This is a genomic window from Bacillus sp. FSL K6-2861, assembly GCF_038630725.1.
Taxonomy (GTDB): domain Bacteria; phylum Bacillota; class Bacilli; order Bacillales; family Bacillaceae; genus Bacillus; species Bacillus velezensis.
On sequence record NZ_CP152037.1, the window covers coordinates 2,815,769 to 2,840,778 of the forward strand.

Consider the following 25,010-nt stretch of genomic DNA (forward strand, 5'->3'; position numbering starts at 1 on the left):
TGTATATGATTCCAGGTAGTTTGAGAAGGCAGGGGTTTATAAAATGGCAAAACAGACTTTTTTAAGGGGCACTCTTATTCTCATCGCAGCCGGGATGATTACGAGAATGCTCGGCTTTGTCAACCGGGTGGTTATCGCCCGGTTTATCGGTGAAGAAGGGGTCGGTTTATACATGATGGCTGCCCCGACATTTTTCTTGGCCACCACTTTGACTCAATTCGGCCTCCCCGTTGCCATCAGCAAACTTGTCGCTGAAGCAAGCGCGCGGGGGGACAGGCAGAAAATGAAACACATTTTAGTGATGTCGCTTACCGTCACCGGGATATTAAGTCTCATCTTCACGCCGCTGTTTTTATGCTTTGCGCCGATTATGTCCGAAACGATGCTGACGGATCAGCGCACGGTTTACCCGCTTCTGGCGATTACGCCCGTCGTGCCGATTATCGCGATCTCCAGCGTGCTGCGCGGTTACTTTCAGGGCAGGCAGAATATGAACCCGCTGGCGTTTTCCCAAGTACTTGAGCAGATCGTGCGGATTTCACTTGTCGCAGTCTGCACGACGGTGTTTCTGCCGTACGGGATTGAATATGCCGCAGCCGGAGCCATGATTTCGTCTGTCATCGGGGAACTTGCCTCTCTTATTTATTTATTCATTTGTTTTAAAGCAAATAAAACAATCAGAATCAGAAAACAATTTTTCAAGTCGATCGCAAATGGAAAAGAAACCTTCCGCCAGCTGATGAGCGTGTCGCTCCCGACAACCGGAAGCCGCTTCATCGGAAATTTATCTTGGTTTTTTGAACCTATTGTCGTCGCGCAAAGCCTTGCGATTGCAGGAGTGGCCACCGCTGCCGCCACCAGCCAGTACGGGGAGCTGACCGGATTTGCCATGACGGTTTTGACGCTGCCCAGCTTTATAACCTATTCTCTGTCAACGGCACTTGTTCCTGCGATCAGTGAAGGAATGGAGCAAAAAAAGCTACAAGTTGTCGAATACCGTCTGGAACAGGCGATGCGGCTGTGTCTTTTAAGCGGAGGCATTTCGGTGGTTATTTTATTCTCTTTCGCTGATGAACTGATGTCCGTCATGTACGGATCAACGAATGCGGCGGTATTTGTTAAAGTGATGGCGCCGTTTTTTCTGCTTTACTATTTTCAGGGGCCCCTTCAGGCGGTGCTGCAGGCTCTCAATTTAGCCGGGGCCGCCATGATGAACAGTTTTATCGGCGCCGCTGTCAAAACTGGCCTAATTTTTGTTTTGGCGACCAGGCCTTCCTTGGGCATCATGGGCGCCGCACTTGCGATTGTAACGGGGATGGTCCTTGTCACCCTGCTGCATGCGGCCACCGTAAGCAAGGTGCTTCCGATCAGCATTAAAATAAAAGAATACGCGCTCTGTTTTGCCGTCATATTCATTTGCGGTTATGTCAGCCGCATCATCAAGCACACCGTTCATTTATCAGGGTCAGAGGCTGTTAATCTCACAGGCTGGATTGCAATGACCGCGATTTTGTATATAGCGCTTCTTCTGTTATTCAGGCTGATTAAAAGGGAAGAGCTGATCCGGATTCCGATCATCGGCAAGTTCGTGACGCGGTGAAACCGATTCATGGCTCCCCTTTTTCATCTTTAAGATCAATAAAAAAAGCGCCGTCCGTAAACGTGCAGAATGATATAACCGAAAGATCGCGATATCCTCTTTTTGCTAAATTTTTTTCGAGCCAGTGTTTATCTTTCCCGATTCTGTCCAGATGCTCGTTCTGAATGACCCCGTCAACGATAAGCGATGTTTCCATCTGCTTATCCTTATTGTTTTTCTTTTTGACGATCGACAGTTTGCCTGAAGACTCCAAAATGGCATATGACACGTCAGAGATTCTATCGATGTTATTCTCCCTCAGCTGCATAAGAAGATCGTCAAAATTGTAGCGCTGCGATCTCATCGCCCGTTCATCAATTTTTCCCTGTTTTATAATAATGGTGGGTTTTCCGTCAAGCAGCTGCCGTATTTTTTGGCTTTTGAGCGAAATAAAAGCAAGGCTTACTTGAATAATCATTAAAACGACAATCGGCACAATCGTATGCAAAAGCTTATCTTTTACATTTTCAATTGCCAATACGGCAATCTCGGCAATCATAATGGAGACGACAAGGTCTAAAATGCTCAGTTCTCCGATTTCCCGTTTTCCCATCAGTCTGAAAATCACAAGAATGATAAAATAAAGCACAATCGTACGAAACGTAATAATGAAAATATCTTCCATATCGCACCTCCAACGGTCATAGCATTTGCCATCGGCTCTGAATTATGTAAGAAACGGGCTGAACATCATGCATTTACGTCTAATTCGAACATTCAGAGAATACATTTAGAAAAAGACGGGCTCCGGCTTGTCATATATCAGGCCGCAGGGCGGAGAGGAGATAAAAATGGAAGAAACGAAACAAGTGGGAAGAGGCGTCTTGTACGGCTTAGTGGCTATCTTTGCGGTGATGCTTCTTACGAGTTTGGCGATTTCGCTTTTACTGACAGTTACCTCAATGGAAGAATCATCTTTCAGCTGGCTGATCACCGCGCTTTCTTTTCTTTCTTTATTTGCGGGAGGTTTTATATCGGGCGGCAAAGCGAAGGAAAAAGGCTGGATGATCGGAGCGTTAACCGCCGTCTGTTTTTCATTAATCATCTTGCTGTTTCAATATTTAGGGTTCGGAAAAACGTTTACATCCGGTCAGCTTTTGTTTCATCTCGGCTTTTTGGGAGTCAGTATGCTGGGCGGCATTTTCGGAGTGAATTTGAAAGGAAGCAGATCAGCGTAATAAAAAAAGAGCGGATTCTCCGCTCTTTTTTTGTATGTATGAGCTTCGCTGTTATTCAGCGGAAGCTTCTCTAATTGCGCGGCGGTCAAATGTTAAACGGGTGTTATCACCTGTTTTAATGACGACCTTGCTTTCATCAATTGAATCAACAGTGCCGTGCAATCCTCCGATTGTCACCACTGAATCCCCTTTTTTCAGCTCTTCCTGCATCTGGCGTACGGCCTTCTGCTGCTTTTGCTGCGGACGGATGAGCAGGAAATAAAGCACTGCAAACATTAAAATAATAGGAACGATTGTACCTAAAGTACCCATCTGTTTCCCTCCCTTCAAGAATGGTTTTATTTAGAAGCTTTTCGCATTTGGCTTATTATAGCCGTAACGCTCAAAGAACTCTTCTCGGAAATCACCAAGACGATCCTCCCGGATGGCTTGTCTGACCTGCTCCATTAAGTGTAACAGAAAATGAAGGTTATGGTAAGTTGTTAATCGAATTCCAAACGTTTCATTACAGCGGATCAAATGTCTGATGTAAGCGCGGGAGTAATTTTTGCATGTATGGCAGCTGCACTCTTCATCAATCGGACGGAAATCACGCTCATATTTGGCGTTTTTCATATTCAGACGCCCTTCATTCGTAAACACCGTGCCGTTTCGGGCAATCCGGGTCGGCAGTACGCAGTCAAACATATCCACGCCGCGGATGGCGCCGTCAATTAAGGCATCCGGTGAACCCACACCCATTAAATATCTCGGCTTGTCCTTCGGTAAAAGCGGAGTTGTAAACTCAAGCACTCGGTTCATGACGTGCTTCGGCTCGCCGACAGATAACCCGCCTATGGCATAACCCGGAAAATCAAGCGAAACCAAGTCTTTTGCACTTTGTGTCCGCAGGTCTTCGTATTCTCCGCCCTGTACGATTCCGAACAGCCCCTGCTCATCTGAGCGCCCGTGCGCCTCCAGGCAGCGTTCCGCCCAGCGGCTGGTCCGTTCCACAGAGCGTTTCATGTAATCATACTCTGCCGGATACGGCGGACACTCATCAAACGCCATCATGATATCAGAGCCGAGGGCGTTTTGAATTTCCATCGCTTTTTCCGGAGATAAAAACAGCTTGTCTCCGTTTAAGTGATTGCGGAAATGAACGCCTTCTTCTTCTATATTACGAAACTTGCTCAATGAAAAGACCTGAAAACCGCCGGAATCCGTTAAAATCGCGCGGTCCCAGTTCATAAACTTATGAAGCCCGCCCGCTTCTTTTACAATGTCGTGTCCCGGGCGGAGCCATAAATGGTACGTATTGCTTAAAATAATGCCCGCATCCATAGATTTCAGCTCGTCCGGAGACATCGTCTTTACCGTAGCAAGCGTGCCGACCGGCATAAATACAGGCGTCTCAAAGGAGCCGTGGGGCGTATGGACTCTGCCCAGGCGCGCTCCCGTTTGTTTGCATTCCTTTATAAATTCATAACGTATCGGTTGTTCAGCCACTTTGTATGAGGCCTCCTGTCATTCAAATTAGATAATCAGCATGGCGTCGCCAAAGCTGAAGAAACGATATTCCTCTTCTACCGCATGACGGTAGGCGGAAAGAACATGCTCTCTGCCGGCAAGCGCAGAAACGAGCATGATAAGGGAAGATTTCGGCAGATGAAAATTGGTGATCATGCCGTCAATCGCCTTAAATTCATATCCCGGATAAATGAAGATGGACGTCCAGCCGCTTGAAGCGGTAAATACGCCGTCATGCTCGCCGGCAATGGTTTCCAGGGTGCGCGTGGATGTCGTCCCGACCGACACAATGCGCCCTCCCGCCTTTCTGACCTCGTTTAAAGAGGCGGCGGTTTCTTCCGTCATTTCATAAAATTCCGCGTGCATGTTATGCTCTTCCACATCATCCGCACTGACCGGGCGGAATGTGCCGAGTCCCACATGAAGTGTGATAAATTCAATCCGCACACCTTTTTGCTTCAGCTCGTCCAGAATCTCTTCCGTAAAATGAAGTCCGGCCGTCGGAGCTGCGGCAGATCCGATTTCTTTTGAAAAGACGGTCTGATACCGTTCTTTATCATCAAGCTGCTCTTTAATATAAGGAGGCAGCGGCATTTCACCGAGTGATTCAAGCACTTCGTAAAAAATCCCGTCATACCGGAATTCTATTTTTCTGCCTCCGTGATCAAGCTCCTCCGTGCAGACCGCTGTCAGCCGGCCGTCGCCAAATGTCAGGACCGTTCCTTTTTTTACACGTTTCGCCGGCTTTACGAGCGTTTCCCATGTATCATTTTCTTCCTGTTTTAATAACAGAAGCTCCACTTTCGCTCCCGTATCTTCTTTTGTGCCGAATAATCTTGCAGGCAGCACACGGGTATTGTTCAAGACGAGGCAATCCCCTTCATTAAAAAAGCTTACAATCTCTTTAAATGAACTGTCCGTCAGCCCGCCCGTCTGTTTGTCGAGCACCATCAGCCGCGATGCGTCACGCTCTTTCAGCGGCACTTGGGCTATGAGGCGTTCAGGCAGTTCAAAATCAAATAAATCGACTTTCATCATTTCACCTTAATTCTGTCTATTGTTATTTCATTCTGCCGAAAAAATTAAGCAGAATGGATAGTATCACACTGATCACAATACAAGTGACAACGGGAAAGAAAAATGTAACATTTCCCTTCTTAACGAAAATATCTCCGGGCAGCCTTCCGACAAAGTGCCAGACTGCGCCGGCAATAAGCAAAACGGCACCGAAAACCATGAGAACCTTCGGAAAGTCAGTCACGGGCGGGCGCCTCCAATCGAAAATGTTCATACACAGCCGGAGTCACGACCCGTCCCCTCGGCGTCCTCTGAAGAAATCCGATCTGCAGCAGATACGGTTCGTACACATCCTCTATTGTATGCGGTTCTTCGCCGATTGTCGCGGAAATCGTATCAAGGCCAACGGGACCGCCGCTGAATTTTTCGATCATGCCCATCAGCAGCTTATGGTCGATATGGTCAAGGCCGAGCGCATCGACTTGAAGACGTTCGAGCGCATCGTGAGCGATTTCTTCCGTGATGCGGCTGTCGCCGAGCACCTGGGCAAAATCTCTCACCCTTCTGAGAAGCCGGTTTGCAACCCGCGGCGTTCCCCTTGACCGTCTGGCGATTTCCAGAGCCGGTGCTTTTTCGATATCCACTTCAAAAACGTCAGCAGTTCTTGACACGATATCTGTCAGCTCTTCCTGCGTATAGTATTCAAGGCGCGACAGCACCCCGAACCGGTCTCTGAGCGGTGCGGTCAATAATCCGACCCTTGTCGTCGCTCCTACAAGCGTAAAAGGGGGAAGGTCGAGACGGACGGAGCGGGCGGACGGGCCTTTTCCAATGACGATATCAAGGCAGAAATCCTCCATCGCCGGGTACAGCACTTCCTCAATTGAGCGGTTCAGCCTGTGAATTTCGTCTATAAACAGCACATCCCCTGGTTCGAGCGCCGTCAAAATGGCTGCCAAATCTCCCGGTCTTTCGATGGCGGGACCTGACGTCGTCCGCATCTCCACACCCATCTCATTGGCCACGATAGACGCAAGCGTTGTTTTCCCGAGACCCGGAGGCCCGTATAAAAGAACGTGGTCCAGCGTTTCCTGCCTCATTTTCGCCGCATCGATAAACACGCGCAGATTTTCTTTCACCTTCTTTTGGCCGATATACTGGGCGAGATTCTGCGGCCTGAGGCTTTGCTCGATTATTGATTCATGGCTGTCTGCTTCACTTGAAACGAGCCGTTCATCCATGAACATCACCTTACTTTAATAATTTTTGCAATGCTTTTTTCACATATTGATCTGTTGAAAGCGCCGTTTCCTCTTTTAAGTGTGGAAGCACTTTTTTAATTTCTTTTTCGGCGTAGCCGAGAACCCGGAGCGCTTCAAGCGCCTCGTCAAGCGCCGTTTCAGCCTCTTGTTTTTCAATGCGCGCTTCATGATTGAACAGGTTGTCAATCATTTCAGGCACGACGTCGGCCAGTTTGCCTTTCAAATCAAGAATAATCTGCCGCGCCGTTTTTTTGCCCACACCCGGAAATTTCACCAAAAAGGCTTCATCTTCCTGTTCGATCGCTTCGATGACGGCTCCGGGATCACCGGAACCGAGGATGGCGAGCGCCCCTTTCGGCCCGATGCCGGTGACGTTCAGCAGCTTTGTAAAAAGCGCTTTTTCTTCCCGGGTTGAAAAACCGTACAAAGAAAAGGCATCTTCTTTTATATGATGATACGTAAAAATGGTCTCTTGATTGCTTACCTTATAAATAAACGGATTCGGAGTGAAGACCTGATAGCCGATTCCGCCGTTTTCAATCACGATGTATTGGGGAGATACATAATCAATCGTCCCCTTCACGAATTCAATCACACCTATTCACCTCTTTGACTGCTTATCATTGTAACACAAAAACAGCCAAAGTCTTATAGAAAAGTTAACGTATGTTCGCTCTGACACCTTCCATTCAGAAAAAAAAGACATGTGTCACATGTCTTGCGTCAAAGTCAGCCGCTGTAAGTCTTAATATGATCGATCACGCTCTCAAACTCCGCTTTTGTCCTGTACGGTATGCCGTGTTCCAAGTGCTTTTGCAATCGGCTTTCCAGCCTTTCTATATCAATCTGGAAGAAAGACTGAATCGGCTCGGCCAGCGATCCGGGACGGCCGTGAAAAGTGGAGATGACGCCTCCGTCCGTGACGCCGATATAACCGTTAACCTTACTGAGCGGAGAAATGTCATCAACATGCTTACGGAAAAGGACGAAGCCTTTTTTCTGCTCAACGAGCGTCCAGCCGGCATATGAGGCCCAAAAATCCTCCATCGCCAAAACGGTTTCATCCGTATGTTCGATGCCGACATCACCGTCCAGATAGACCTTTTCCAGCTGGACGTGCACCCGAAGCGGCCCGTAATGCTCAACCTCCGCCCCGTATGCGCCTTTTCCTCCGCAAATCAGGACTGCAGCCGATAAGACAAGCATAAACAATAGACGAGCACCGCAAATTCGTTTCACCAATAACACCTCTTTATTCAATCAAACTCTTGATGCTAGTTTGACCAAAGATGCCGGTGCTTAATCGTTTTCTTTCATTTGTCTGTTTCAGCCGAAAAAAAGCAGCTCTCTAAATGAGGGCTGCTGCGATGATTATGCCCGGCCGGCTGAAATCAGTTTCATTTGTCCGGGCGTCAGTTTGAGCCGGTATCCCCTTACGGTCAGATACACAGTTTTTGCTCCGCGGCTTTTGTCATGCTCCGTTTTTTTCATCCCGGCCCCTCCGTTACGTTTTATTACTTTTATGTTAACACCGCAATATAAAGAGCGTTTTAAGAATATGTAAAGAAATGATGAAGCTTTATCCATAAAAATACTGCCGGATGAAATCATCCGGCAGTCCCGTTTAACGGCTGTTTCTGTTCATGTCTTGCAGCTTTGTAAAAGTAGCGTTGTCGGTAAACACTTGAATTGTACGGCCGTCCGCGAATTTTTTGGCCGCATGTTTGACATGTTTATCATCATTCTTCGTAAAAGGATGATTTGTTCTGACGGCAATGACGACTCTCGTGTCAGTCACGATGACCTGACTATCCTGTACGCCTTTTACTTTTTTCACGCGGTTTGCAACTTTTGCCGCCAACCTGATGTTTTCGGCGTTGTCATACCCATTATAAGACATTGCTGCCGGCGGCGTATTGACATTTCGGCCGTTATATGTGCCGTCCGTCGTTAACGGAACCCCGTCATTAGGCGCGTACTGATCGGACACGTTTGTCGTATTATGACGGCCGTTTCGGTTTTCCATCATTTCAGAAACGGGTCCTTGATGGTCCATTCCGTACTGGCCTCTGCCGTTACCATTATCATTCGAATAATATCCGACCGGACGTGTTGACTGGTTGTAGCGTCCGTCATTCATGGCATTATTTGCTCCGCATGCCGTTAAGCTTGCCGTCACGGCTAAAACGCCCGCGATCGTCATCAGTTTTTTACCCAATGGAAAAACCCCCCGTGGATTCATCGCTGTTTTGAGCGTTTTCCGCTCATGTTTAGGATGCGCGGCGGGCGGCGGGTTTAAGCTTGTCAGTTATGTCCATTCCTCAGTTGGACATAAAAAAAGGAACGACATACATCGTCCCGAAACATTAATCTTCTTCTTCCTCCGGCCGTCCGAATACTTGATTTGGACTCGGCTGATTCGGCGCGGCATTAGGATTTGCTCCGCCGTAAGGCATAAAATATCCGGCGTTTGCACCCATATTCGGATACGGCTGCACAGGCATATTTGCGTGATGGTGATGTGAACCGTGGTGATGGTGGTGGTGATGATGTGAATCATGGCAGCCGCAATCATCATCCTTATATTTTCCATCATGATGAGGCGCGTTTGCGTAATGTGACGAATATCCGCCGTAATACGGCATTTGACCGTACGGAGCACCGCCGAAACCAGATGCAGAACCATCATAATGCTCTGCATTTTCATGGGCCTGGTTTTCATATTCACCGTAACCCGCATGCGGCCCAAATCCCGGATGATGGAATCCGTACGGTAACGGCATCGGCATGACCGGAAAGCCTCCAAAACCTCCTCCAAAACCGCCGAAACCTCCGCCTACCGGGAAGCACGGATGGCATAGTCCCGAACCCGGCAGCATCGGTGTCACCGGAACCGGACAAGGACAAGGCATGCACGGCATCGGGTAATGCATAAAAGGCGGTTCAACGGCCGGCATATTCGGAAACGGGACATTCGGAATGTTTGGCATGTTCGGCAGATGATAAGCGGCGTTTTCTTCTTCCATCTTTCCGGCTTCAGGCGCCTTTGGCATATTCGGGTAATTCGCGTTTTCCATGTTGATCATTTCCTCCTGTTGTGGAATGTTATTGTCATGCTCTTTTTCTTTCGGCTCGACAAAATGTGTCACCGGTTCCTCCGGCTTAGGAGGCGACCACGGCTGAAACAGCTGATTGGACGGGTAATATTGGTTCATATCAGCTTCCGGCAGCACATTTTCATGCTTTTCAGGGATTGGCGGCACATACGGAATCGACGGCTTTGGTTCTTCCGGTATGGTGTCTTCAATGTCCACAACTGATTTCGGTTTTTCTTTGGCATATGGATGCTCATGCTTATGCGCAGACGTTCCGAAGCCGGCCTTAGGTTCTTTTCTGACCGGAACGGCTTCTGAAGGCACCTTTATCTTCATTCCAGGCATAATTAAGTCTGGATTGCTAAGCTGATGATTCAGTTTTTTTAACTCTTCAAGATCAACTCCGTATTTTTCAGCTATTTTCCAGAGCGAATCGCCTTTTTGAACGATATGAATTTTCAACGTTTTCCCCTCCTATGCACAAAACGTGAACGGTACATTTGTCATTACAATACGTTTCTTCACACTATATGCCGATGGACTGGGCATGATGATAAAAAATTTTGGGAAGGAGGGGGAATTTTTATAATTACGTATGACTCAGCATTCTGTTCAAAGCACGAAGCGCTTCTGTCCGAACCGCTTCCGGAACTTTAATGACACCCTTCGGCTCGCCTTTTTCAAGCTGCTCAAGCGACCACAATAAATGCGGCAGGTCGATTCTGTTCATAGTCAGACACGGACACATATCGGGATTCAATGATTCAATCTGTTTATCCGGATGCGATTGAATGAGGCGCTGAACAAGATTCATTTCCGTGCCGATCGCCCATTTGCTTCCCGGTTCAGCCTGTTCGATCGTATCAATAATGTATTTGGTAGACCCGCTGTCGTCACTGAGCGAGACCACTTCCCGCGAACATTCCGGATGAACGATAATGCGGATGCCGGAATCCCGCTGCCGCAGCTGAGAAATATTTTCCGCTGTAAACTTTTTGTGTACGGAGCAATGCCCTTTCCAAAGGATAACCTTAATGTTTTCCGGATGGTCAGTAAGCAATCGGTTCTGCACCGGGTCCCATACAGCCATTTCTGTCAGCGGAATGCCGAGGTCATAGGCCGTATTTCTGCCTAAATGCTGATCCGGCAAAAATAAAATTCTCTCTTTTTGTTTAAAAGCCCATTTCAGCACACTCCGGGCATTTGAAGAGGTGACGGTCGCTCCCCCGTGCCGTCCGACAAATGCTTTAATTTCCGCCGTCGAGTTAACATATGTTAACGGAATGATGGTGTTACCGTACAGTTCTTGAAGCTCTTGCCATGCTTTGTCCGTCTGCTGAATATCTGCCATATCAGCCATCGAGCATCCGGCGCGCATGTCGGGCAAAATGACGGTTTGGTTATCATCAGTCAGCATATCAGCGGTTTCCGCCATAAAATGCACGCCGCAAAACACAATATATTCCGCCTCTTTATTTTTTTCTGCCACTTGAGCAAGCTGCAGGGAGTCACCTGCCGTATCGGCGAATTGTATTACTTCGTCTTTTTGATAGTGATGCCCCGGAATGAACAGGCGCTTTCCGAAAGCCCGTTTAATGGCGGCGACCCGCTTTTCCATTTCTCCTGTGCTCATGTCTTTATAATGGCTCGGCATCATTTCGGCTGATGCAGTTAGCACGTCAAAAATAGACATCTTAAAAATCCCCCTGTTCCGCAGCCTCAACATCCATGCTGATGTCGGCGCTTTTTACTGAATGAGTCAGAAATCCGAGTGAAATATATTGGACGCCCGTTCCTTTAAAAGCGGGCAATGTGCCGAGCGTTATGCCTCCGGATGCTTCCGTTTTGATATGGCCCGGTGTCATGCCTGCAAAACGCCGGACGGACTCAGGCGGACAGTTGTCAAACATAATAACGTCTGCACCCGCTTCTATTGCCTCGAGCAGCTGCTGTTCGGATTCGATTTCGACTTCCACCGCAAGCATCTGCCCCGCCGTTTTTCTTGCCCGCTCCACGGCCGCCTTTATCGATCCGCAGGCGGCAATATGATTATCTTTAATCATGATGCCGTCATATAAGCCAAAGCGATGATTAAAGCCGCCTCCGACCCGAACGGCGTATTTTTCCAGCATTCTGAGCCCGGGTGTCGTTTTTCTCGTATCACAAAGCTTGATGGACGGATCATCAAGACGCCTTTTGGCCTCATCCGTCATTGTCGCAATGCCTGACATTCTTTGTATGAGATTCAGAATGACCCGCTCCCCCGTAAGAAGAGCCGCCGCCTGGCCTTCTATTTCAGCGAGCACGTCTCCTTTTTTCATCCGTTCTCCGTCTTTTTTCAAGGAGCGGATGCGGATGTCATCGTGTAAAAGCTTCCATCCTTCACGGATAACGGCTTCTCCGGCAAACACGCCGTCTGTTTTTGCGATGATTCGCGCTTTACATTGCTGATCAGAAAAAATCGCTTGTGACGTCGCATCACCCGTTCCGATATCTTCCTGAAAAAAATGAGTCAGCATTTGTTTCAGCTGCAGAATGTCCATAGTTCCCCAATCCTTTCGTTTTTTCTGATAGCTGTTCCAGATGTTGAATGAATGATTTGTTTTCCGTGCCACTCTTTCTCCGTCCCGGGAAAATCAGCGCGAAAATGAGCGCCCCTGCTTTCTTCCCGAATAAGGGCTGAGGTCACAACAAGTTGCGCAGTCTTCCATAGGCAGGATAGCTCGGCTTGTTCTATTGTGATATCCTTCACATTTATATGACGCACAGATACGTTGTTAAGCCAGGATGCCAGCGCCTGCATGTTTTCTTTTTCCCTGACGATGCCCGCTCCGGTTGTCATTTTGGCTTGGAGCACATGAAGCGTTGTGTCCGGCACTTGTAAGATGACGTCAGATTTCTTCGGGGTTTTTTTATATCTTCCGTTTAACGGTGTTTGAATGATATGTTCAGCACATCGTTTCCCGCTTGCCAGCGCTTCCAGCAGTGAGTTGCTCGCAAGGCGGTTCGCCCCGTGCAATCCTGTGCAGGAGGTCTCGCCTATGGCGTACAAATCAGGCACGGACGTTTTCCCCCAGGTATCAGCTTTTACTCCGCCCATTAAAAAATGCATTCCGGGTGCTACAGGAACCCCGCTTTCAAGATCAACACCGGCTGTTTGACAAATACCTGTTATGGTCGGAAAACGTTTCTTAAAATCGGCTATTCGGCTGCAATTTATAAAAACAGGATTTTCTTTCATCATTTCTTCATAAATCGCCCGTGAAACCACATCCCGGGGCGCCAAATCTTCAAGCGCGTGTCTGCCAGTCATGATCCTGCGCCCGAAGCGATCCGCTAAATATCCGCCTTCTCCTCTCACTGCTTCAGAAATCAGGCCGTACACAGTCCCGTTTTTCACAAGGAGGGTCGGGTGGAACTGGGTGAACTCCATATCCGTGATCTCAGCTCCCGCGCGGAAGGCAAGAGCGATTCCGTCTCCCGTTATGGCGGAATCATTTGTGTGATATTGGTACAGACTGCCGCAGCCGCCTGATGCAAGCACTACACAATCCGCTCTTCTGTAAGAAACGGCGCCTGAAGCATCCTTTACGGCAACACCTGCGCATCGTCCGTGTTCAATCAGCAGATCAACAACCGTCTCGTGTTCAATGATCCGTATGCCGTCCCTCAGCTGCTGAACCAGAAACTCAACCAACATCCGTCCGGTCGCATCTCCCCCGGCGTGAAGAATTCTCCTTTTGGAATGAGCGCCTTCCCTGCCGAGACAAAACGTCCCGTCCGACTTCGTATCAAAAGGGAAATGGCCTTCTATCAGCCTGTTTATCATGCTCTGTCCGCTTTGCAGCAAATGCCGCACGGCTGTCACGTCATTGTGTCCGCATCCCGCATACAGTGTATCGTTCACATGGGATTCTATCGAGTCATCTTTTGCGTATGAAACAGCAATCCCGCCTTGAGCATAATGCGAATTGCTGTTCGTTACGTTTCTCTTTGTGATGACGGTCACTTGGTATGACGGAGGAAATGAGGAAGCACAGGCAAGGGCCGCCGTCCCAGAACCAATGACGATAATTGTTTTTTCAGACATACATCACCCTCCTGTTATATTTACACCTGTCTTGACACCTATATTTACACAACAGTAAAATAAACTCAAGCTTTTTTTAACATAAACGGATAGGAGACGGGCTGTATGATTTATCTTGATTACGCGGCGGGAGCGCCTTTAAGCAAAGAAGCCGCGAAAGTCTTTCAGCATCTCAGCACAGAGGTATACGGCAATGCAAGCAGCCTTCATGACGCCGGAGGAAGAGCGGCGGACGTGCTGGAATATTGCAGACATTCTGCAGGCAAATTGATCGGCGGAGCGGCAGACGGCATTTACTTTACAAGCGGCGGAACGGAAGCGAACATCCTGGCCGTCCAATCATTGCTGCACGGCCTGCCCGATCACAAAAAACATTTTATTACGACCGCAATGGAACACCATTCGATCCATAATGCCGCGGCGTTTTTAGCTGATCGGGGAATTGATGTCACCATCATATATCCCGACGAAAACGGCCTTATAACCGAGGACATACTGGCGGCTCATATCCGTCCTGACACGGGGCTCGTTTCCATACAGCACGCCAATTCAGAAACCGGCCTCATCCAGCCTGTGAATCGTCTGGCCGCTTTTCTTCACCAGAGAAACATTTTGCTGCATTGCGATTGTGTTCAAAGTTTCGGCAAACTGCCGATTGATGCGGATCAGGAGGGAATCGACGCCCTTTCCGTCTCCGGTCATAAAGTATACGGCCCGAAAGGCACCGGGGCTGTTTACATTCGGCCCGGTGTCAGCTGGAACCCGGTTTATCCGCATACCGTGCATGAAAACGGGTTCAGGCCCGGTACGGTGAATGTGCCGGCCATCGGCGCTTTTACCGCTGCTGCGGAGTATGCAGTGAAACATATGGAGGAACACCGTGAGCATGCTGACAGGCTGAGGAATTATTTGTATGACCAAATTCGGCGTCAAGGCCTCCCCATTTCATTTTCAGAGGAAGAAACCGGCGGTGAATGCCTGCCCCACATTGTCGGGTGTTTTTTTCACTCCTTTGAAGGACAATATATTATGTTAGAATGTAATCGTAACGATATTTGCATCTCAACCGGGAGCGCATGTTCCGCCGGCAGCCACGGCCCTTCTTCAGCTATGAAGGCGCTGGGAAAAAACGAACGGGAAGCGCGGCAGTTTTTCCGGATCTCATTCGGAAACGAAACAACATGTGAACAGCTCGATATGCTGATACATACATTTACGGCGCTATGGGAGCAAAAGAAAGGAGAATCAGCAATTTGACAGAAGGAACGAAGCTTACTGGGGAGAAAAGACGCGACATGCTGCTTCATTGGCTGAAAGAAGCCGGCTCGCCATTAACAGGAGGCGAATTGGCCAAAAAAGCAAATGTCTCAAGACAGGTGATCGTGCAGGACATATCGCTTTTGAAAGCAAAAAACGAGCCGATTATCGCGACGAGCCAAGGCTACTTATACATCAGCATGAATGCCGGCGGCGAAAAAAATGCCGAACGGATTGTCGCCTGTCTGCACGGCCCGGAGCGGACGGAAGAAGAGCTTGAACTCATTGTCGATGAAGGTGTCACCATAAAGGACGTCATTATTGAACACCCCGTATACGGCGATTTAACCGCCGCCATAAGAGTCAGTACACGGAAAGAAGTCAAACAATTCATGGATCACATTAACTCGACAAATGCCGCTTACCTTTCACAGCTGACCGGAGGCGTGCACCTCCATACGTTAAGCGCCCCGACAAAAGAGCGGATTGTCCAAGCCTGCCAAGCGCTGGACGACGCGGGTATTTTAATAAAAGATTAAAAAAAAAGCCCCCTGAAGGGCTTTTTTTATATCGAATAGGATTGATATGTTCCCAGAAGCTTGACCCGGCAGCCGAGGGCTTCCATCTCTTGAACGGCACCGGGAATGAGAACCTGATCCATCGCCTGTTCAATATCAATAATAAAGAAATAGTTGCCGAGACCCGTTTTTGTCGGGCGCGATTCGATCTTTGATAAATTCAGGTTTCTCCATGAAAAAGCGGACAGCACCCTGTGCAGCGCACCTGATTGGTCATCTTGGGGAAGCGTTACCATCATCGTCGTTTTCGGCCGTGAAGACAGTTTCGCATTCACTTCGAATGAGACGTCTTTTTCAGGCGAAAGAATGACAAATCTCGTGTGGTTGTCCTGATAATCCTGAATATCCCGCTTCACGATGCTCAATCCGTATGTAGCGGCGGCCATTTCATTTGCAATCACGCCGATCGGAAGGTCCGAATGCTCACTGACATACTTGGCAGCCGCACCTGTTGACTTCGCATACTCATAAGGAACGGACGAAAAATGCCGGTGAAGAAATTTGTGGCATTGCGCAATCGCATGGGAATGAGAATAAATTTTCTCAAGCTTTTTCCACTCATTTTCTCTCGAAGGGTGAACGAGCAGATGCTGGTGAATCGGCAGCGTCATTTCCCCCACGATCGCAAGAGGCTGCTCATGAATCAAATAGTCAATCGTTAAGTTAACCGAGCCTTCCAGCGCGTTTTCCAAAGGAACAAATGCAAGATCAACTTCTCCCGCAACCGCCGCATCCATGCATGCCGGTATTGTTTGATAAGGTGCTTGTGTCACGCTGTTTTGAAAGCAGGAACTGACTGCTAGATGTGTAAATGTGGCTTCTGGCCCTAAATAACCGACTTTCATGTCTCTTCTCTCCTTACGCGCCTGACCCTAAGATCTCAACTTTTTCTATAAAATCAAATTTTCTCAGTTTATTCATTAACGTATGAATGTTTTCTTCCATTGCGGACGTACTGATTGAGAGCGTGACATTCGCCCTGCCCTGAAGCGGAATCGTCTGGTGAATGGAAAGCACGTTGCTTCCTGAGTCAGCCACCGCCTGCAATAGCTGGGATAACGCGCCTGACCGATCCTCCAAATGAAAGAAAAGTGTGATTATTTGTTCTTTAACCATCGTGTAAAAAGGGAAAACCGCATCTCGGTATTTGTAAAAAGCGCTTCTGCTTAAATCAACTTTCTGCACAGCATCTGCAACCGATTCAGCCTTTTTTCTGTCGAGCAGCTTTTTGACTTCAAGGGTTTTTCGCATCGCATCAGGCAGAACGTCTTCACGCACTAAATAAAATGTCTCTTCTTTCACCTGCACCCCTCCCTTTTACATCAGAGAGCCTGCATTGCAAGCTCTCCGTTTTTTTAATCAATAAATTCAAATTCAAATTCCAGAAGCCGGATGATATCGCCGTCTTTAGCACCGCGTTCTCTGAGCGCTTCATCAACGCCCATACCGCGCATCTGTCTTGCAAAACGCTTGACGGATTCGTCACGGGAAAAATCAGTCATTTTAAAGAGGCGTTCCAGGCTGTCACCTGAAAGCACAAACGCGCCGTCCGGATCACGCGTAATGTTAAATGGAATTTCTTCATCTTCCATCGTGTACATTACGCGGTTTTCCGCCAGTTCTTCTTCATCATACAGCGGGAATTCAGGCGTTGTTTCCAGCTGGTTGGCGACTTCAAACAGAAGATCGCGGAGCCCTTCTCTCGTCACAGCGCTGATCGGAAAGACAGGGTGATCATCCTGAAGCTTTTCTTTAAACGCTTTAAGATTTTCAGCCGCTTCGGGCATGTCCATTTTATTCGCAACGATAATTTGCGGACGCTCCGTCAGCCGCAGATTATATTCACTGAGCTCCTGATTAATGGTGACATAATCCTCATACGGATCACGGCCTTCCATCGCTGACATGTCAATGACGTGAACGATGACGCGCGTCCGTTCGATATGGCGGAGAAATTGGTGGCCTAAGCCGACTCCTTCATGCGCTCCTTCAATCAGGCCGGGCAGATCCGCCATGACGAAGCTTCTTCCGTCATCCGTTTCCACCATGCCCAGATTCGGAACAAGCGTTGTAAAATGATAATCGGCGATTTTCGGCTTTGCCGATGAAACGACAGACAGAAGCGTAGATTTTCCGACGCTTGGGAAGCCGACGAGGCCTACGTCTGCAAGCACTTTCAGTTCAAGCACGATATAGCGCTCTTTTCCGGGCTCTCCGTGCTCTGACAGCTGCGGTGCCGGGTTGGCCGGTGTCGCAAAGCGGGTATTTCCGCGTCCGCCGCGTCCGCCTTTTGCGATGACGGCACGCTGCCCGTGCTCAGTCAGATCGGCAATGACCTGTTTTGTATCGTCATCCGTTACGACTGTGCCGGGCGGAACTTTAACAACCATATCGTCCGCATTTCTGCCGTGCTGGTTTTTAGACATGCCGTGCTCGCCGCGTATCGCTTTGAAATGCCGCTGGTACCGGAAGTCCATGAGCGTGCGCAGTCCTTCATCAACCTCAAAAACGACGTCGCCTCCATTACCTCCGTCACCGCCGGCAGGCCCGCCTTTCGGCACATATTTTTCACGGCGGAACGCAACCATTCCGTTACCGCCGTCGCCGCCTTTTACATATACTTTCACCTGATCTACAAACATAATATCCTCCGTTCTAAACCGTAAAAAACCGCTAGTTCATTCCAATTTCGGCCACACATTCATGGCCGGTCAGCTCAAATTGCATGACATCAAAGTCCTCATGCCGGGATTTGCGAAATTCATCAAACACATCTGCATTTGCAATCGTTCCATGAAAATCGAGATATACAATAAGCTGTCTGTCAGGGTGATCCGTCTGCAGCGATACGGTCAGATGATTTTCACTTTCATTGTTTACCGCCAGACCGAACAGATGAAACAGTTTTCTCATCAGGTTCGACAGCTTTTGATCATATGCCGATAAATCTTTAATTTCTCCGAGCACTTCGTATTCGAGCCTCATATAACGGGACTTCCAATTAAATGTAAGAAAGTCAAACGCCAAGTGCGGGGTTTTCAGGTTTGAGAGCTTTGATTCGTGCTTTGCATCTATGACCATTTCGTCAATAATTTCAACGACCCTGTCATACTTCTGCAAACTTAAGTTTCCTTTTATCAGCTGCAGCTTATTCATCCAATCATGACGGAAATGGCCCATTAATTGGATCAGCTCATTGATCAGAGCCGCATCGCTTACAGGTTCTTCTTGTTTCTTCGATACATCCTTCATTTTCGCACTCCCAATCGTTTAATTTCTTTTTAGGAGTCTTGATAAGTGTGTACTATGAATTATAACAGAGAAGGCTTTGTTAAAAAAACACTTGTTTTTCCTGGTTCATCATGTTCCTTTTTCGGATCGCATACAATGCGGATGCCAGGCAGAAACATTTTTGGTATCACTGCTTGGGGAACATATCCAGTGGGTATGGGAAGCTGATGTCCTCATTCAAGGCGGGGTTCACTCACGCATCCTCTGCTTTTCATTCTTGATGTTACTCCGCTTACTGCAAAAAAACTCCAGTCAACGACCGGAGTTTTTTGTGTCATTATTGAGCTACAGGATATACGCTCACTTTTTTGCGGTCACGGCCGAAACGTTCGAATTTAACAGTTCCGTCGATTTTAGCAAAAAGAGTGTCATCTCCTCCGCGGCCCACGTTTTCACCTGGGTAGATTTTCGTTCCGCGTTGACGGTAAAGGATAGATCCGCCTGTTACGAATTGACCGTCTGCACGTTTAGCGCCTAAACGTTTAGATTCAGAGTCACGTCCGTTCTTTGTAGAACCTACACCTTTTTTAGAAGCGAAAAACTGAAGATCTAATCTAAGCATGTAACTCACCTCCTATATTTGGTTTGCAGTCAACCGTAAGTGTTCACTGTAATCCCGCTCGATCGTTTCAAGAGAAACAATCATGCCTTCAATCAGCAGCTGCGCTTTTTGCAAAGCTTCCTGATCAGCGGCTTCAGGGAATTCAAAGTAGAAATAACCCCCGTCCTCGCCTATATCAAGAATCGGTTCGAGAGGAGCCAGCGCGATAACCGCATTGACCGCTCCGAAAACGACAGCCGTGACCCCGGCGCATACGAGATCTCGTCCATGTTCAGCAAAATCGGCATGTCCCGTCATTTCAAAGGACAATATGCCCCCGTCATTCCGGGATCTTCGAATTGTTGCCTCAATCATGCTTACGCGTTGATTTTTTCGATTGTCAATTTAGTATAAGGCTGACGATGACCTTGTTTTTTATGAACATTTTTCTTTGGCTTGTAACGGAAAACAGTGATTTTTTTCGCACGGCCTTGTTTTTCAACTTTAGCTGTAACTGTCGCGCCTGCAACTGTTGGGTTGCCGACTTTCACGCTGTCTCCGCCAACAAACAATACGTCTTCAAACGTCACTGTTTCACCTGCTTCAGCAGCAAGTTTTTCGATGTAAACAGTTTGACCTTCTTCAACTTTGATTTGTTTTCCGCCTGTTTTAATGATTGCGTACATTCTCTGCACCTCCTATTAGACTAAGACTCGCCAGCAACAGGGGGCTTTAAAGCTCTTATCACCTGTCCCGAGCGGTTGTAGCATTGGTGCTACATCCATAACATTAAAAAATATATCAGAACCAAAAGGATATGTCAATCTATTTCTAGTAAGGCAGCAGCAGGTCTTCCATAGAGGAATCTGTCCGTTTATCGGCAAAATACGCATGAAGCACTTCATTTTCATCGAGCTGGCTGAGCTTTTCGCCGGCTTTTTCAACGATAATGGGGTGCTTGCATCCCCGTTTGAATTCGGCCATGACATGCTTTACTTTGGCATCGGCCGCGACCGTCAAAGGATGCAGCATGGCGACATCGCGGTTTTTGCCGTAGTATCTCTCCAAAAGAAACCTCAGCTGAATATAATGCCGCTTCCGGTATTCATCCCATAAAGAAGCGGCGAGAAAGACGAACAGCACCCATGCGCTGACCTGAAGGGGGACGGCCAGCACAATCCAGCAGCAGAGCAAAAGCGCGGAAACAGCCGATGTCTGCAGGCTGAGGAGATGCGCTTTTTGAAAAGCCATTTGTTTAGAGAAGTATAAAAACACGAACTTTCCGCCGTCAAGCGGCCAGATCGGCAAAAGATTGATGAAAAGAATGGAGAGATTATAAAAGGTAAACATCTCAAATGTCTGCTCACTTGCAAAGCCTGACATGAAAAAGAGCCAGGCTGCCGCCTGAAGCCACACATGCTGAAGCGGGCCCGCCAGAATGACCGCGAATTCCTCTTTAAGCGGCCGGTTTCCGTGCTCCTCCACCTCAACCGTCCCGCCGAAAGGGAGCAGAAAGATGCGTTTAATGCGCCACGAAAAAAACACAGCCAGAGCAGCATGCCCCAGCTCATGAACGGATACGACCAGCAAAAGACACAGCAGCGCTTTGATGTGCCCCGTCATAAGACCAAGCCCCATGATAATCCAAAGAAAAGGATGGACATGAATTTTAAAAAGGAGGATGAGCCATTTATTCATCAAATGTGATCACCTGGATCGGATCTATGAATTTATCGCCATCCTGGATCGCGAAATAGTACTGGCCTTTACTTTTATCGTTGAGCTTGATCGAACCGATCTTTTTCCCTTTATCGACAAAGTCGTACAATGAAACATTAACATCTTTTAGCCGGCCGTAAATGCTGCTGGTATTGTCGGCGTGCTGCACCTTCACCGTCAGTCCTGTTTTTTTATCTTTGCTCACTTCCATAATGTAGCCTTCTTTTACGCTGTCAATGGCTTCGCTGGCGGTTTCGACGACGACGCCTTCTCCGTTATTTTGAAAGTCCTGCTGGATTTTCCCCGCGGCAGGAACGGCCATATCCTGACTGACCGCCACCTGACCGTCCTTCTTTTTCGTTCCCGGGGTAAGAAAAGCGAGCGGGTTTCCGAAGGAAGATACGAACCAATTGCTTACGGCAGCAAACTGAAATTCTTTTTGAAAGGTTTGTGCGATCGCCGGTTTGATCTGACTCAGCGGCTGTTTGTCAGTTTTATAGGCAATAGCAGAGATCAGTACGAGACAGGCGGCCAGCAGGCATTTTAAAATAATAGAATGAGCGCTGATCAATGGGTGCCGTCCGTTAAATTCAGGCGGGTGTTCCGTTTGATATTCGTAGTCCGGTAGAAGCTTGTGCTTTTCCTGCTCCTTGACCGTCTGCCACGCGGGAAAATTCTGCGTTTGGGCGTTTTGAACGAAAGTCCGTTTTGATTCAGGCCGCTGTTTTCTTCTTTTGGCCAGTCTTTTTCTAATTTCATCAGCTCTGTGACTCATCGCCATCATCCTTTGCAATCGTTGGGTTTGTACATCCTATGTCTTGTCCATTGCAAATATGCGCTCTTGAAAAACAAAAAAGACCTGATAAGCTGGGCTTCATCAGATCTTTGTATTCTGGTATATATTATGAACGCACGCCGAAAAATGACTTGATTTTCGCCATCATCCCTTTTTGCTGCTCTTCAAGCACCTGCAAAGGAACGGATTCTCCTAAAATGCGCCGGGCGATATTGCGGTACGCAATGCTGGCGCGGTTTTTGGAATTCATGGCAATCGGTTCGCCGATATTTGAAGCCCTGATCACTTCATCATCGTCAGCAACGATTCCGAGGAGATCAATAGAGAGATGATGAACAACTTCATCCACATCCATCGTGTCACCGTTTTTCATCAGGTGATTTCTGATGCGGTTCACGATAAGGCGCGGCGGTTCGATATCTTCCTGCTCCAAAAGTCCGATAATGCGGTCAGCGTCCCGCACCGCTGATATTTCCGGCGTCGTCACAACAATCGCCTTATCAGCTCCGGAGACGGCATTTTTATAGCCTTGTTCAATTCCGGCCGGACAATCAATAATGACATAATCAAATTCCTGCTTAAGCTCCTGCACAAGCGATTTGATCTGCTCAGGGACAACAGCCGTCTTGTCGCTTGTCTGGGCAGCCGGCATTAAATGAAGCAGATCATCAAAACGTTTGTCTTTGACAAGCGCCTGATGCGTCTTGCATCTGCCTTCAATTACATCTACTAAGTCGTAAATAATTCTGTTTTCAAGACCCATTACGACATCAAGGTTGCGCAGTCCGATATCTGTGTCTACCAAACAGACGCGCTTCCCTAAAATGGCTAAGGCGGTACCGAGGTTTGCAGATGTTGTTGTTTTACCTACTCCGCCTTTTCCCGAAGTTATTACGATAGCCTCACCCAATTTCACATTCCTCCCTCAAGCCTTGTTAGATCAGGTCTTAAATGAGCCAATTGCTGAAGGCGTTCAATGACCATATTTCCGTCAGTATCTAAATAAGCACATTCCATGTCGTTCCCTTTTTGAATGTGGTCTGGGGAGCGATTTAACACGTGATTGATCCTCAATTGTGTCGGCATCATTTCTGATGCGGCGATCACAGCCCGGTTATTTCCGTTATAACCCGCGTGGGCAATCCCTTTTAATGAACCGAGAACAAATATATTTCCTCCGGCTCTGATCGTACCGCCGGGATTCACATCTCCGATTAAAAGCAAATCTCCCGTCACGTGAAGCACCTGGCCCGAACGGACAATTTTGGAAACAGAAACAATTTCCTGCTCCTCTTTCATCCGCTGCGCTTCTTCTTTGGCAATGACTTCACTGTCAATTGAATGCACGACTAAATCTTTCTTTGACGCGATCAGATCAGTCAGCTGCTCTGCCTGTTCCTGATACAGATACCGATGCCCGAGTTTAATATGAACACTGATTTTTTGGCCTTTGCCATCAGTATATTGTTCAATCGACAGCATGTTTTGAAGACCATCGAGAAGCTCATCAAAAGAACACGCATCATCCAGATGCAATGTTAAGCCGTTTTTTGTTCCTTTTATTGTTACATATTGCTGCTTTTTGGTCTTCATCAATGTTCACCTCAACAACATACTCTTTTCGTCAAAAAAAGATAAAATCCTTTTTACTCATCTCTTAATTCTTTCTTCAGACTTATATAAAACAGCCTGAAGGGCAGGACTAATATAACAGCTCCCGCAATATTCAGCAAAGCAGTCGGCAAGAACCGCTGAATGACAAAATCGTTAAACGTCATAGTGCCGCTGCGGATTAACGTCTGAATGCCGTAGACGTAAAATTCAAGCACACATACGCTCAGCACTGCAACCAGAATGACCATCAGGGCGTTTGTCTGCAGCACTTTAAACGCTTTGGCCGCCAGATAGCATAAACCGGCAAAACCAAACATATAAACGCCTAAAACACCCGTATAATTGATGTCATAAAGAAATCCGAAAATCAAACCGTAGATCACCGCATGCTTTTGGTTGATATAAGCGGACATAAAAATCAGCGCAAGCAAAAGAAAATGCGGAACGACCTGCTGCTCGACGGAAACGAAAGGAAAACGCACCAGATCCGTATAGATGCTTTCCGCACAAAAGACCAAAATCATAATCAAAGGGAGAAGGAAACGTTTCACGATCCTTCCTCCCCTGTTGCTACGCTTCGGTTCACGACGATGACATGGTCAAGATCGTACAGGTCGGCAGCCGGTTTCACGTAAGCGATTTTCGTCAGGCCGTAAGCATCTGATTCTACATCGGTCACTTCCCCGACCGTCAGCCCTTGAGGAAATACGCCGCCCGTTCCGGATGTCTCCACGAGGTCGCCTTTTTTCACTTCACGTTTTTCATCCGGCTCAAGGATGGTCATTTTCAGAGTCTGTTTCTTTTTATCATACCCTTCAATTAAACCGTAGCCTTTGCTTCCCTTTTTGCCGGAGATTTTGGTGGCCACTCTGTTATTGCGGTCAACATCGCTCAGCAGCTGAACGGCGGATGTGAAACTGTTGAGTCCGCTGCTTTTGATCTTCCCGACCAGCGCACCCTTTTCGTTCGTGACAGCCATGTCTTTGGCCACTTTCTGCTTCGTTCCCTTATTGATCATGATCTGCTTGTACCATTGATCAGGGTTTCTGGCGATAACGGTCGCTAAAATCGGATCATAGTCGGAAATTGATTTGACATGTCCGAGTTCATCACGCAGCTTCTTGTTTTCATCTTTGAGTTCTTGGAGCTTCGCTTCATATTGTGTCTGTCCGTCCAGCTTTTGTCTTAAGCGTTCGTTTTCCTTGTACGTGTTTTTCAGGTCTTTTATGTCCCCGAAGAACCCTGCAAAATATTCGGCAGGCGTGTGAAAAATGTTTTGAAATACTCCCGTCGTATCACCGATCAGCTTTTCAGGCCAGGTGGTATTACGGCCGTTCTTCAGCGAGAATCCAATCATAGCCACCAATATGATAATACACAGAAGTAATAGCATTAACCGTTTGTTCGGCATCGTGATACACCTC

30 protein-coding genes and 1 other annotated feature are annotated in these 25,010 nt (G+C 47.7%); of the genes, 4 read left to right on the forward strand and 26 right to left on the reverse strand.

Annotated elements, in window-relative coordinates:
- Positions 1-43 precede the first annotated feature (43 nt).
- Positions 44-1,600: a stage V sporulation protein B gene (spoVB, locus tag NYE62_RS13885; protein WP_144663936.1), complete on the forward strand. Its 1,557-nt coding sequence runs from the start codon at positions 44-46 to the stop codon at positions 1,598-1,600.
- A 7-nt stretch (positions 1,601-1,607) separates the two neighbouring features.
- Here spoVB and NYE62_RS13890 read toward each other — a convergent pair whose 3' ends face one another.
- Entirely contained in the window at positions 1,608-2,264 is a 657-nt protein-coding gene (locus NYE62_RS13890; RefSeq protein WP_003152699.1) for a DUF421 domain-containing protein, read from the reverse strand.
- 166 nt (positions 2,265-2,430) lie between these two features.
- On the opposite strand from NYE62_RS13890, the gene NYE62_RS13895 reads away from it, so the two are divergent.
- Positions 2,431-2,817, forward strand: a complete 387-nt coding sequence (locus tag NYE62_RS13895; RefSeq protein WP_003152697.1) for a TIGR04086 family membrane protein — start codon at positions 2,431-2,433, stop codon at positions 2,815-2,817.
- Between the two features lie 51 nt (positions 2,818-2,868).
- Here the strand turns inward: NYE62_RS13895 and yajC are convergent, their stop codons facing one another.
- The 12 genes from yajC to nadB all read right to left on the reverse strand — a co-directional run bounded on the left by yajC (position 2,869) and on the right by nadB (position 13,790).
- On the reverse strand, positions 2,869-3,129 hold the full coding sequence (yajC, locus tag NYE62_RS13900) for a preprotein translocase subunit YajC (RefSeq protein ID WP_003152695.1): 261 nt from the start codon (positions 3,127-3,129) through the stop codon (positions 2,869-2,871).
- 30 nt (positions 3,130-3,159) lie between these two features.
- Complete coding sequence (gene tgt, locus NYE62_RS13905; RefSeq protein WP_007408186.1) at positions 3,160-4,305, reverse strand: tRNA guanosine(34) transglycosylase Tgt; 1,146 nt, start codon at positions 4,303-4,305, stop codon at positions 3,160-3,162.
- Positions 4,306-4,332: 27 nt separating this feature from the next.
- Positions 4,333-5,361 carry a tRNA preQ1(34) S-adenosylmethionine ribosyltransferase-isomerase QueA gene (queA, locus tag NYE62_RS13910; RefSeq protein ID WP_003152692.1) on the reverse strand — a complete coding sequence of 343 codons (1,029 nt, stop codon included), beginning with the start codon at positions 5,359-5,361 and terminating at the stop codon, positions 4,333-4,335.
- Positions 5,362-5,386: 25 nt separating this feature from the next.
- Entirely contained in the window at positions 5,387-5,587 is a 201-nt protein-coding gene (locus tag NYE62_RS13915) for a DUF2905 domain-containing protein (RefSeq protein ID WP_031378914.1), read from the reverse strand.
- On the reverse strand, positions 5,580-6,584 hold the full coding sequence (gene ruvB / locus NYE62_RS13920) for a Holliday junction branch migration DNA helicase RuvB (RefSeq protein ID WP_007408185.1): 1,005 nt from the start codon (positions 6,582-6,584) through the stop codon (positions 5,580-5,582). Before ruvB ends, NYE62_RS13915 begins: the two co-directional genes overlap by 8 nt.
- Positions 6,585-6,594: 10 nt before the next feature.
- On the reverse strand, positions 6,595-7,200 hold the full coding sequence (gene ruvA / locus NYE62_RS13925; protein WP_003152683.1) for a Holliday junction branch migration protein RuvA: 606 nt from the start codon (positions 7,198-7,200) through the stop codon (positions 6,595-6,597).
- A gap of 134 nt (positions 7,201-7,334) precedes the next feature.
- On the reverse strand, positions 7,335-7,844 hold the full coding sequence (locus tag NYE62_RS13930) for an intercompartmental signaling factor BofC (RefSeq protein ID WP_015417917.1): 510 nt from the start codon (positions 7,842-7,844) through the stop codon (positions 7,335-7,337).
- A gap of 385 nt (positions 7,845-8,229) precedes the next feature.
- Positions 8,230-8,823 carry a YhcN/YlaJ family sporulation lipoprotein gene (locus tag NYE62_RS13935; protein ID WP_014721606.1) on the reverse strand — a complete coding sequence of 198 codons (594 nt, stop codon included), beginning with the start codon at positions 8,821-8,823 and terminating at the stop codon, positions 8,230-8,232.
- A gap of 148 nt (positions 8,824-8,971) precedes the next feature.
- Complete coding sequence (gene safA, locus NYE62_RS13940; protein WP_094032213.1) at positions 8,972-10,162, reverse strand: SafA/ExsA family spore coat assembly protein; 1,191 nt, start codon at positions 10,160-10,162, stop codon at positions 8,972-8,974.
- Positions 10,163-10,289: 127 nt separating this feature from the next.
- Positions 10,290-11,393 carry a quinolinate synthase NadA gene (nadA, locus tag NYE62_RS13945; protein ID WP_342497004.1) on the reverse strand — a complete coding sequence of 368 codons (1,104 nt, stop codon included), beginning with the start codon at positions 11,391-11,393 and terminating at the stop codon, positions 10,290-10,292.
- A 1-nt stretch (position 11,394) separates the two neighbouring features.
- Positions 11,395-12,243, reverse strand: coding sequence for a carboxylating nicotinate-nucleotide diphosphorylase (nadC, locus tag NYE62_RS13950; RefSeq protein ID WP_144663935.1), 849 nt, complete (start codon positions 12,241-12,243; stop codon positions 11,395-11,397).
- Complete coding sequence (nadB, locus tag NYE62_RS13955; RefSeq protein ID WP_144663934.1) at positions 12,225-13,790, reverse strand: L-aspartate oxidase; 1,566 nt, start codon at positions 13,788-13,790, stop codon at positions 12,225-12,227. Before nadB ends, nadC begins: the two co-directional genes overlap by 19 nt.
- A gap of 105 nt (positions 13,791-13,895) precedes the next feature.
- Between nadB and NYE62_RS13960 the strand changes: the two genes are divergently transcribed.
- Both NYE62_RS13960 and NYE62_RS13965 read left to right on the forward strand, forming a co-directional pair.
- On the forward strand, positions 13,896-15,047 hold the full coding sequence (locus NYE62_RS13960; protein WP_144663933.1) for an IscS subfamily cysteine desulfurase: 1,152 nt from the start codon (positions 13,896-13,898) through the stop codon (positions 15,045-15,047).
- Positions 15,044-15,586: a transcription repressor NadR gene (locus NYE62_RS13965; protein ID WP_094032210.1), complete on the forward strand. Its 543-nt coding sequence runs from the start codon at positions 15,044-15,046 to the stop codon at positions 15,584-15,586. The genes NYE62_RS13960 and NYE62_RS13965 overlap by 4 nt, the downstream gene beginning before the upstream one ends.
- 26 nt (positions 15,587-15,612) lie before the next feature.
- On the opposite strand, the gene pheA is transcribed toward NYE62_RS13965, so the two are convergent.
- From pheA to mreC, 13 genes are all read right to left on the reverse strand, one after another.
- On the reverse strand, positions 15,613-16,470 hold the full coding sequence (pheA, locus tag NYE62_RS13970; RefSeq protein WP_003152668.1) for a prephenate dehydratase: 858 nt from the start codon (positions 16,468-16,470) through the stop codon (positions 15,613-15,615).
- Between the two features lie 13 nt (positions 16,471-16,483).
- Positions 16,484-16,927 carry a transcriptional regulator ThrR gene (gene thrR, locus NYE62_RS13975; RefSeq protein ID WP_007408173.1) on the reverse strand — a complete coding sequence of 148 codons (444 nt, stop codon included), beginning with the start codon at positions 16,925-16,927 and terminating at the stop codon, positions 16,484-16,486.
- 53 nt (positions 16,928-16,980) lie between these two features.
- Positions 16,981-18,267 (reverse strand): GTPase ObgE, encoded by a 1,287-nt coding sequence (gene obgE, locus NYE62_RS13980; RefSeq protein WP_007408172.1) that lies wholly within the window; start codon positions 18,265-18,267, stop codon positions 16,981-16,983.
- Between the two features lie 31 nt (positions 18,268-18,298).
- Entirely contained in the window at positions 18,299-18,877 is a 579-nt protein-coding gene (locus NYE62_RS13985) for a sporulation initiation phosphotransferase B (RefSeq protein ID WP_007408171.1), read from the reverse strand.
- Positions 18,878-19,193: 316 nt separating this feature from the next.
- Positions 19,194-19,478 (reverse strand): 50S ribosomal protein L27, encoded by a 285-nt coding sequence (rpmA, locus tag NYE62_RS13990; protein WP_003152662.1) that lies wholly within the window; start codon positions 19,476-19,478, stop codon positions 19,194-19,196.
- A gap of 12 nt (positions 19,479-19,490) precedes the next feature.
- A complete protein-coding gene (locus NYE62_RS13995; RefSeq protein WP_012118103.1) occupies positions 19,491-19,832 on the reverse strand; it encodes a ribosomal-processing cysteine protease Prp in 342 nt (113 codons plus the stop codon).
- A 2-nt stretch (positions 19,833-19,834) separates the two neighbouring features.
- Positions 19,835-20,143: a 50S ribosomal protein L21 gene (rplU, locus tag NYE62_RS14000; protein ID WP_003152660.1), complete on the reverse strand. Its 309-nt coding sequence runs from the start codon at positions 20,141-20,143 to the stop codon at positions 19,835-19,837.
- A gap of 13 nt (positions 20,144-20,156) precedes the next feature.
- Positions 20,157-20,230: a sequence feature (ribosomal protein L21 leader region), on the reverse strand.
- 58 nt (positions 20,231-20,288) lie between these two features.
- Positions 20,289-21,155: a M50 family metallopeptidase gene (locus NYE62_RS14005; protein WP_007408169.1), complete on the reverse strand. Its 867-nt coding sequence runs from the start codon at positions 21,153-21,155 to the stop codon at positions 20,289-20,291.
- Positions 21,148-21,951 carry a M23 family metallopeptidase gene (locus NYE62_RS14010; RefSeq protein WP_007408168.1) on the reverse strand — a complete coding sequence of 268 codons (804 nt, stop codon included), beginning with the start codon at positions 21,949-21,951 and terminating at the stop codon, positions 21,148-21,150. Before NYE62_RS14010 ends, NYE62_RS14005 begins: the two co-directional genes overlap by 8 nt.
- Before the next feature lie 127 nt (positions 21,952-22,078).
- Positions 22,079-22,882 (reverse strand): septum site-determining protein MinD, encoded by an 804-nt coding sequence (gene minD, locus NYE62_RS14015; protein ID WP_016938784.1) that lies wholly within the window; start codon positions 22,880-22,882, stop codon positions 22,079-22,081.
- A gap of 2 nt (positions 22,883-22,884) precedes the next feature.
- On the reverse strand, positions 22,885-23,565 hold the full coding sequence (gene minC / locus NYE62_RS14020; protein WP_003152653.1) for a septum site-determining protein MinC: 681 nt from the start codon (positions 23,563-23,565) through the stop codon (positions 22,885-22,887).
- A gap of 53 nt (positions 23,566-23,618) precedes the next feature.
- Positions 23,619-24,137 (reverse strand): rod shape-determining protein MreD, encoded by a 519-nt coding sequence (mreD, locus tag NYE62_RS14025; protein ID WP_007408167.1) that lies wholly within the window; start codon positions 24,135-24,137, stop codon positions 23,619-23,621.
- A complete protein-coding gene (mreC, locus tag NYE62_RS14030) occupies positions 24,134-24,997 on the reverse strand; it encodes a rod shape-determining protein MreC (RefSeq protein ID WP_007408166.1) in 864 nt (287 codons plus the stop codon). The genes mreD and mreC overlap by 4 nt, the downstream gene beginning before the upstream one ends.
- Positions 24,998-25,010 lie beyond the last annotated feature (13 nt).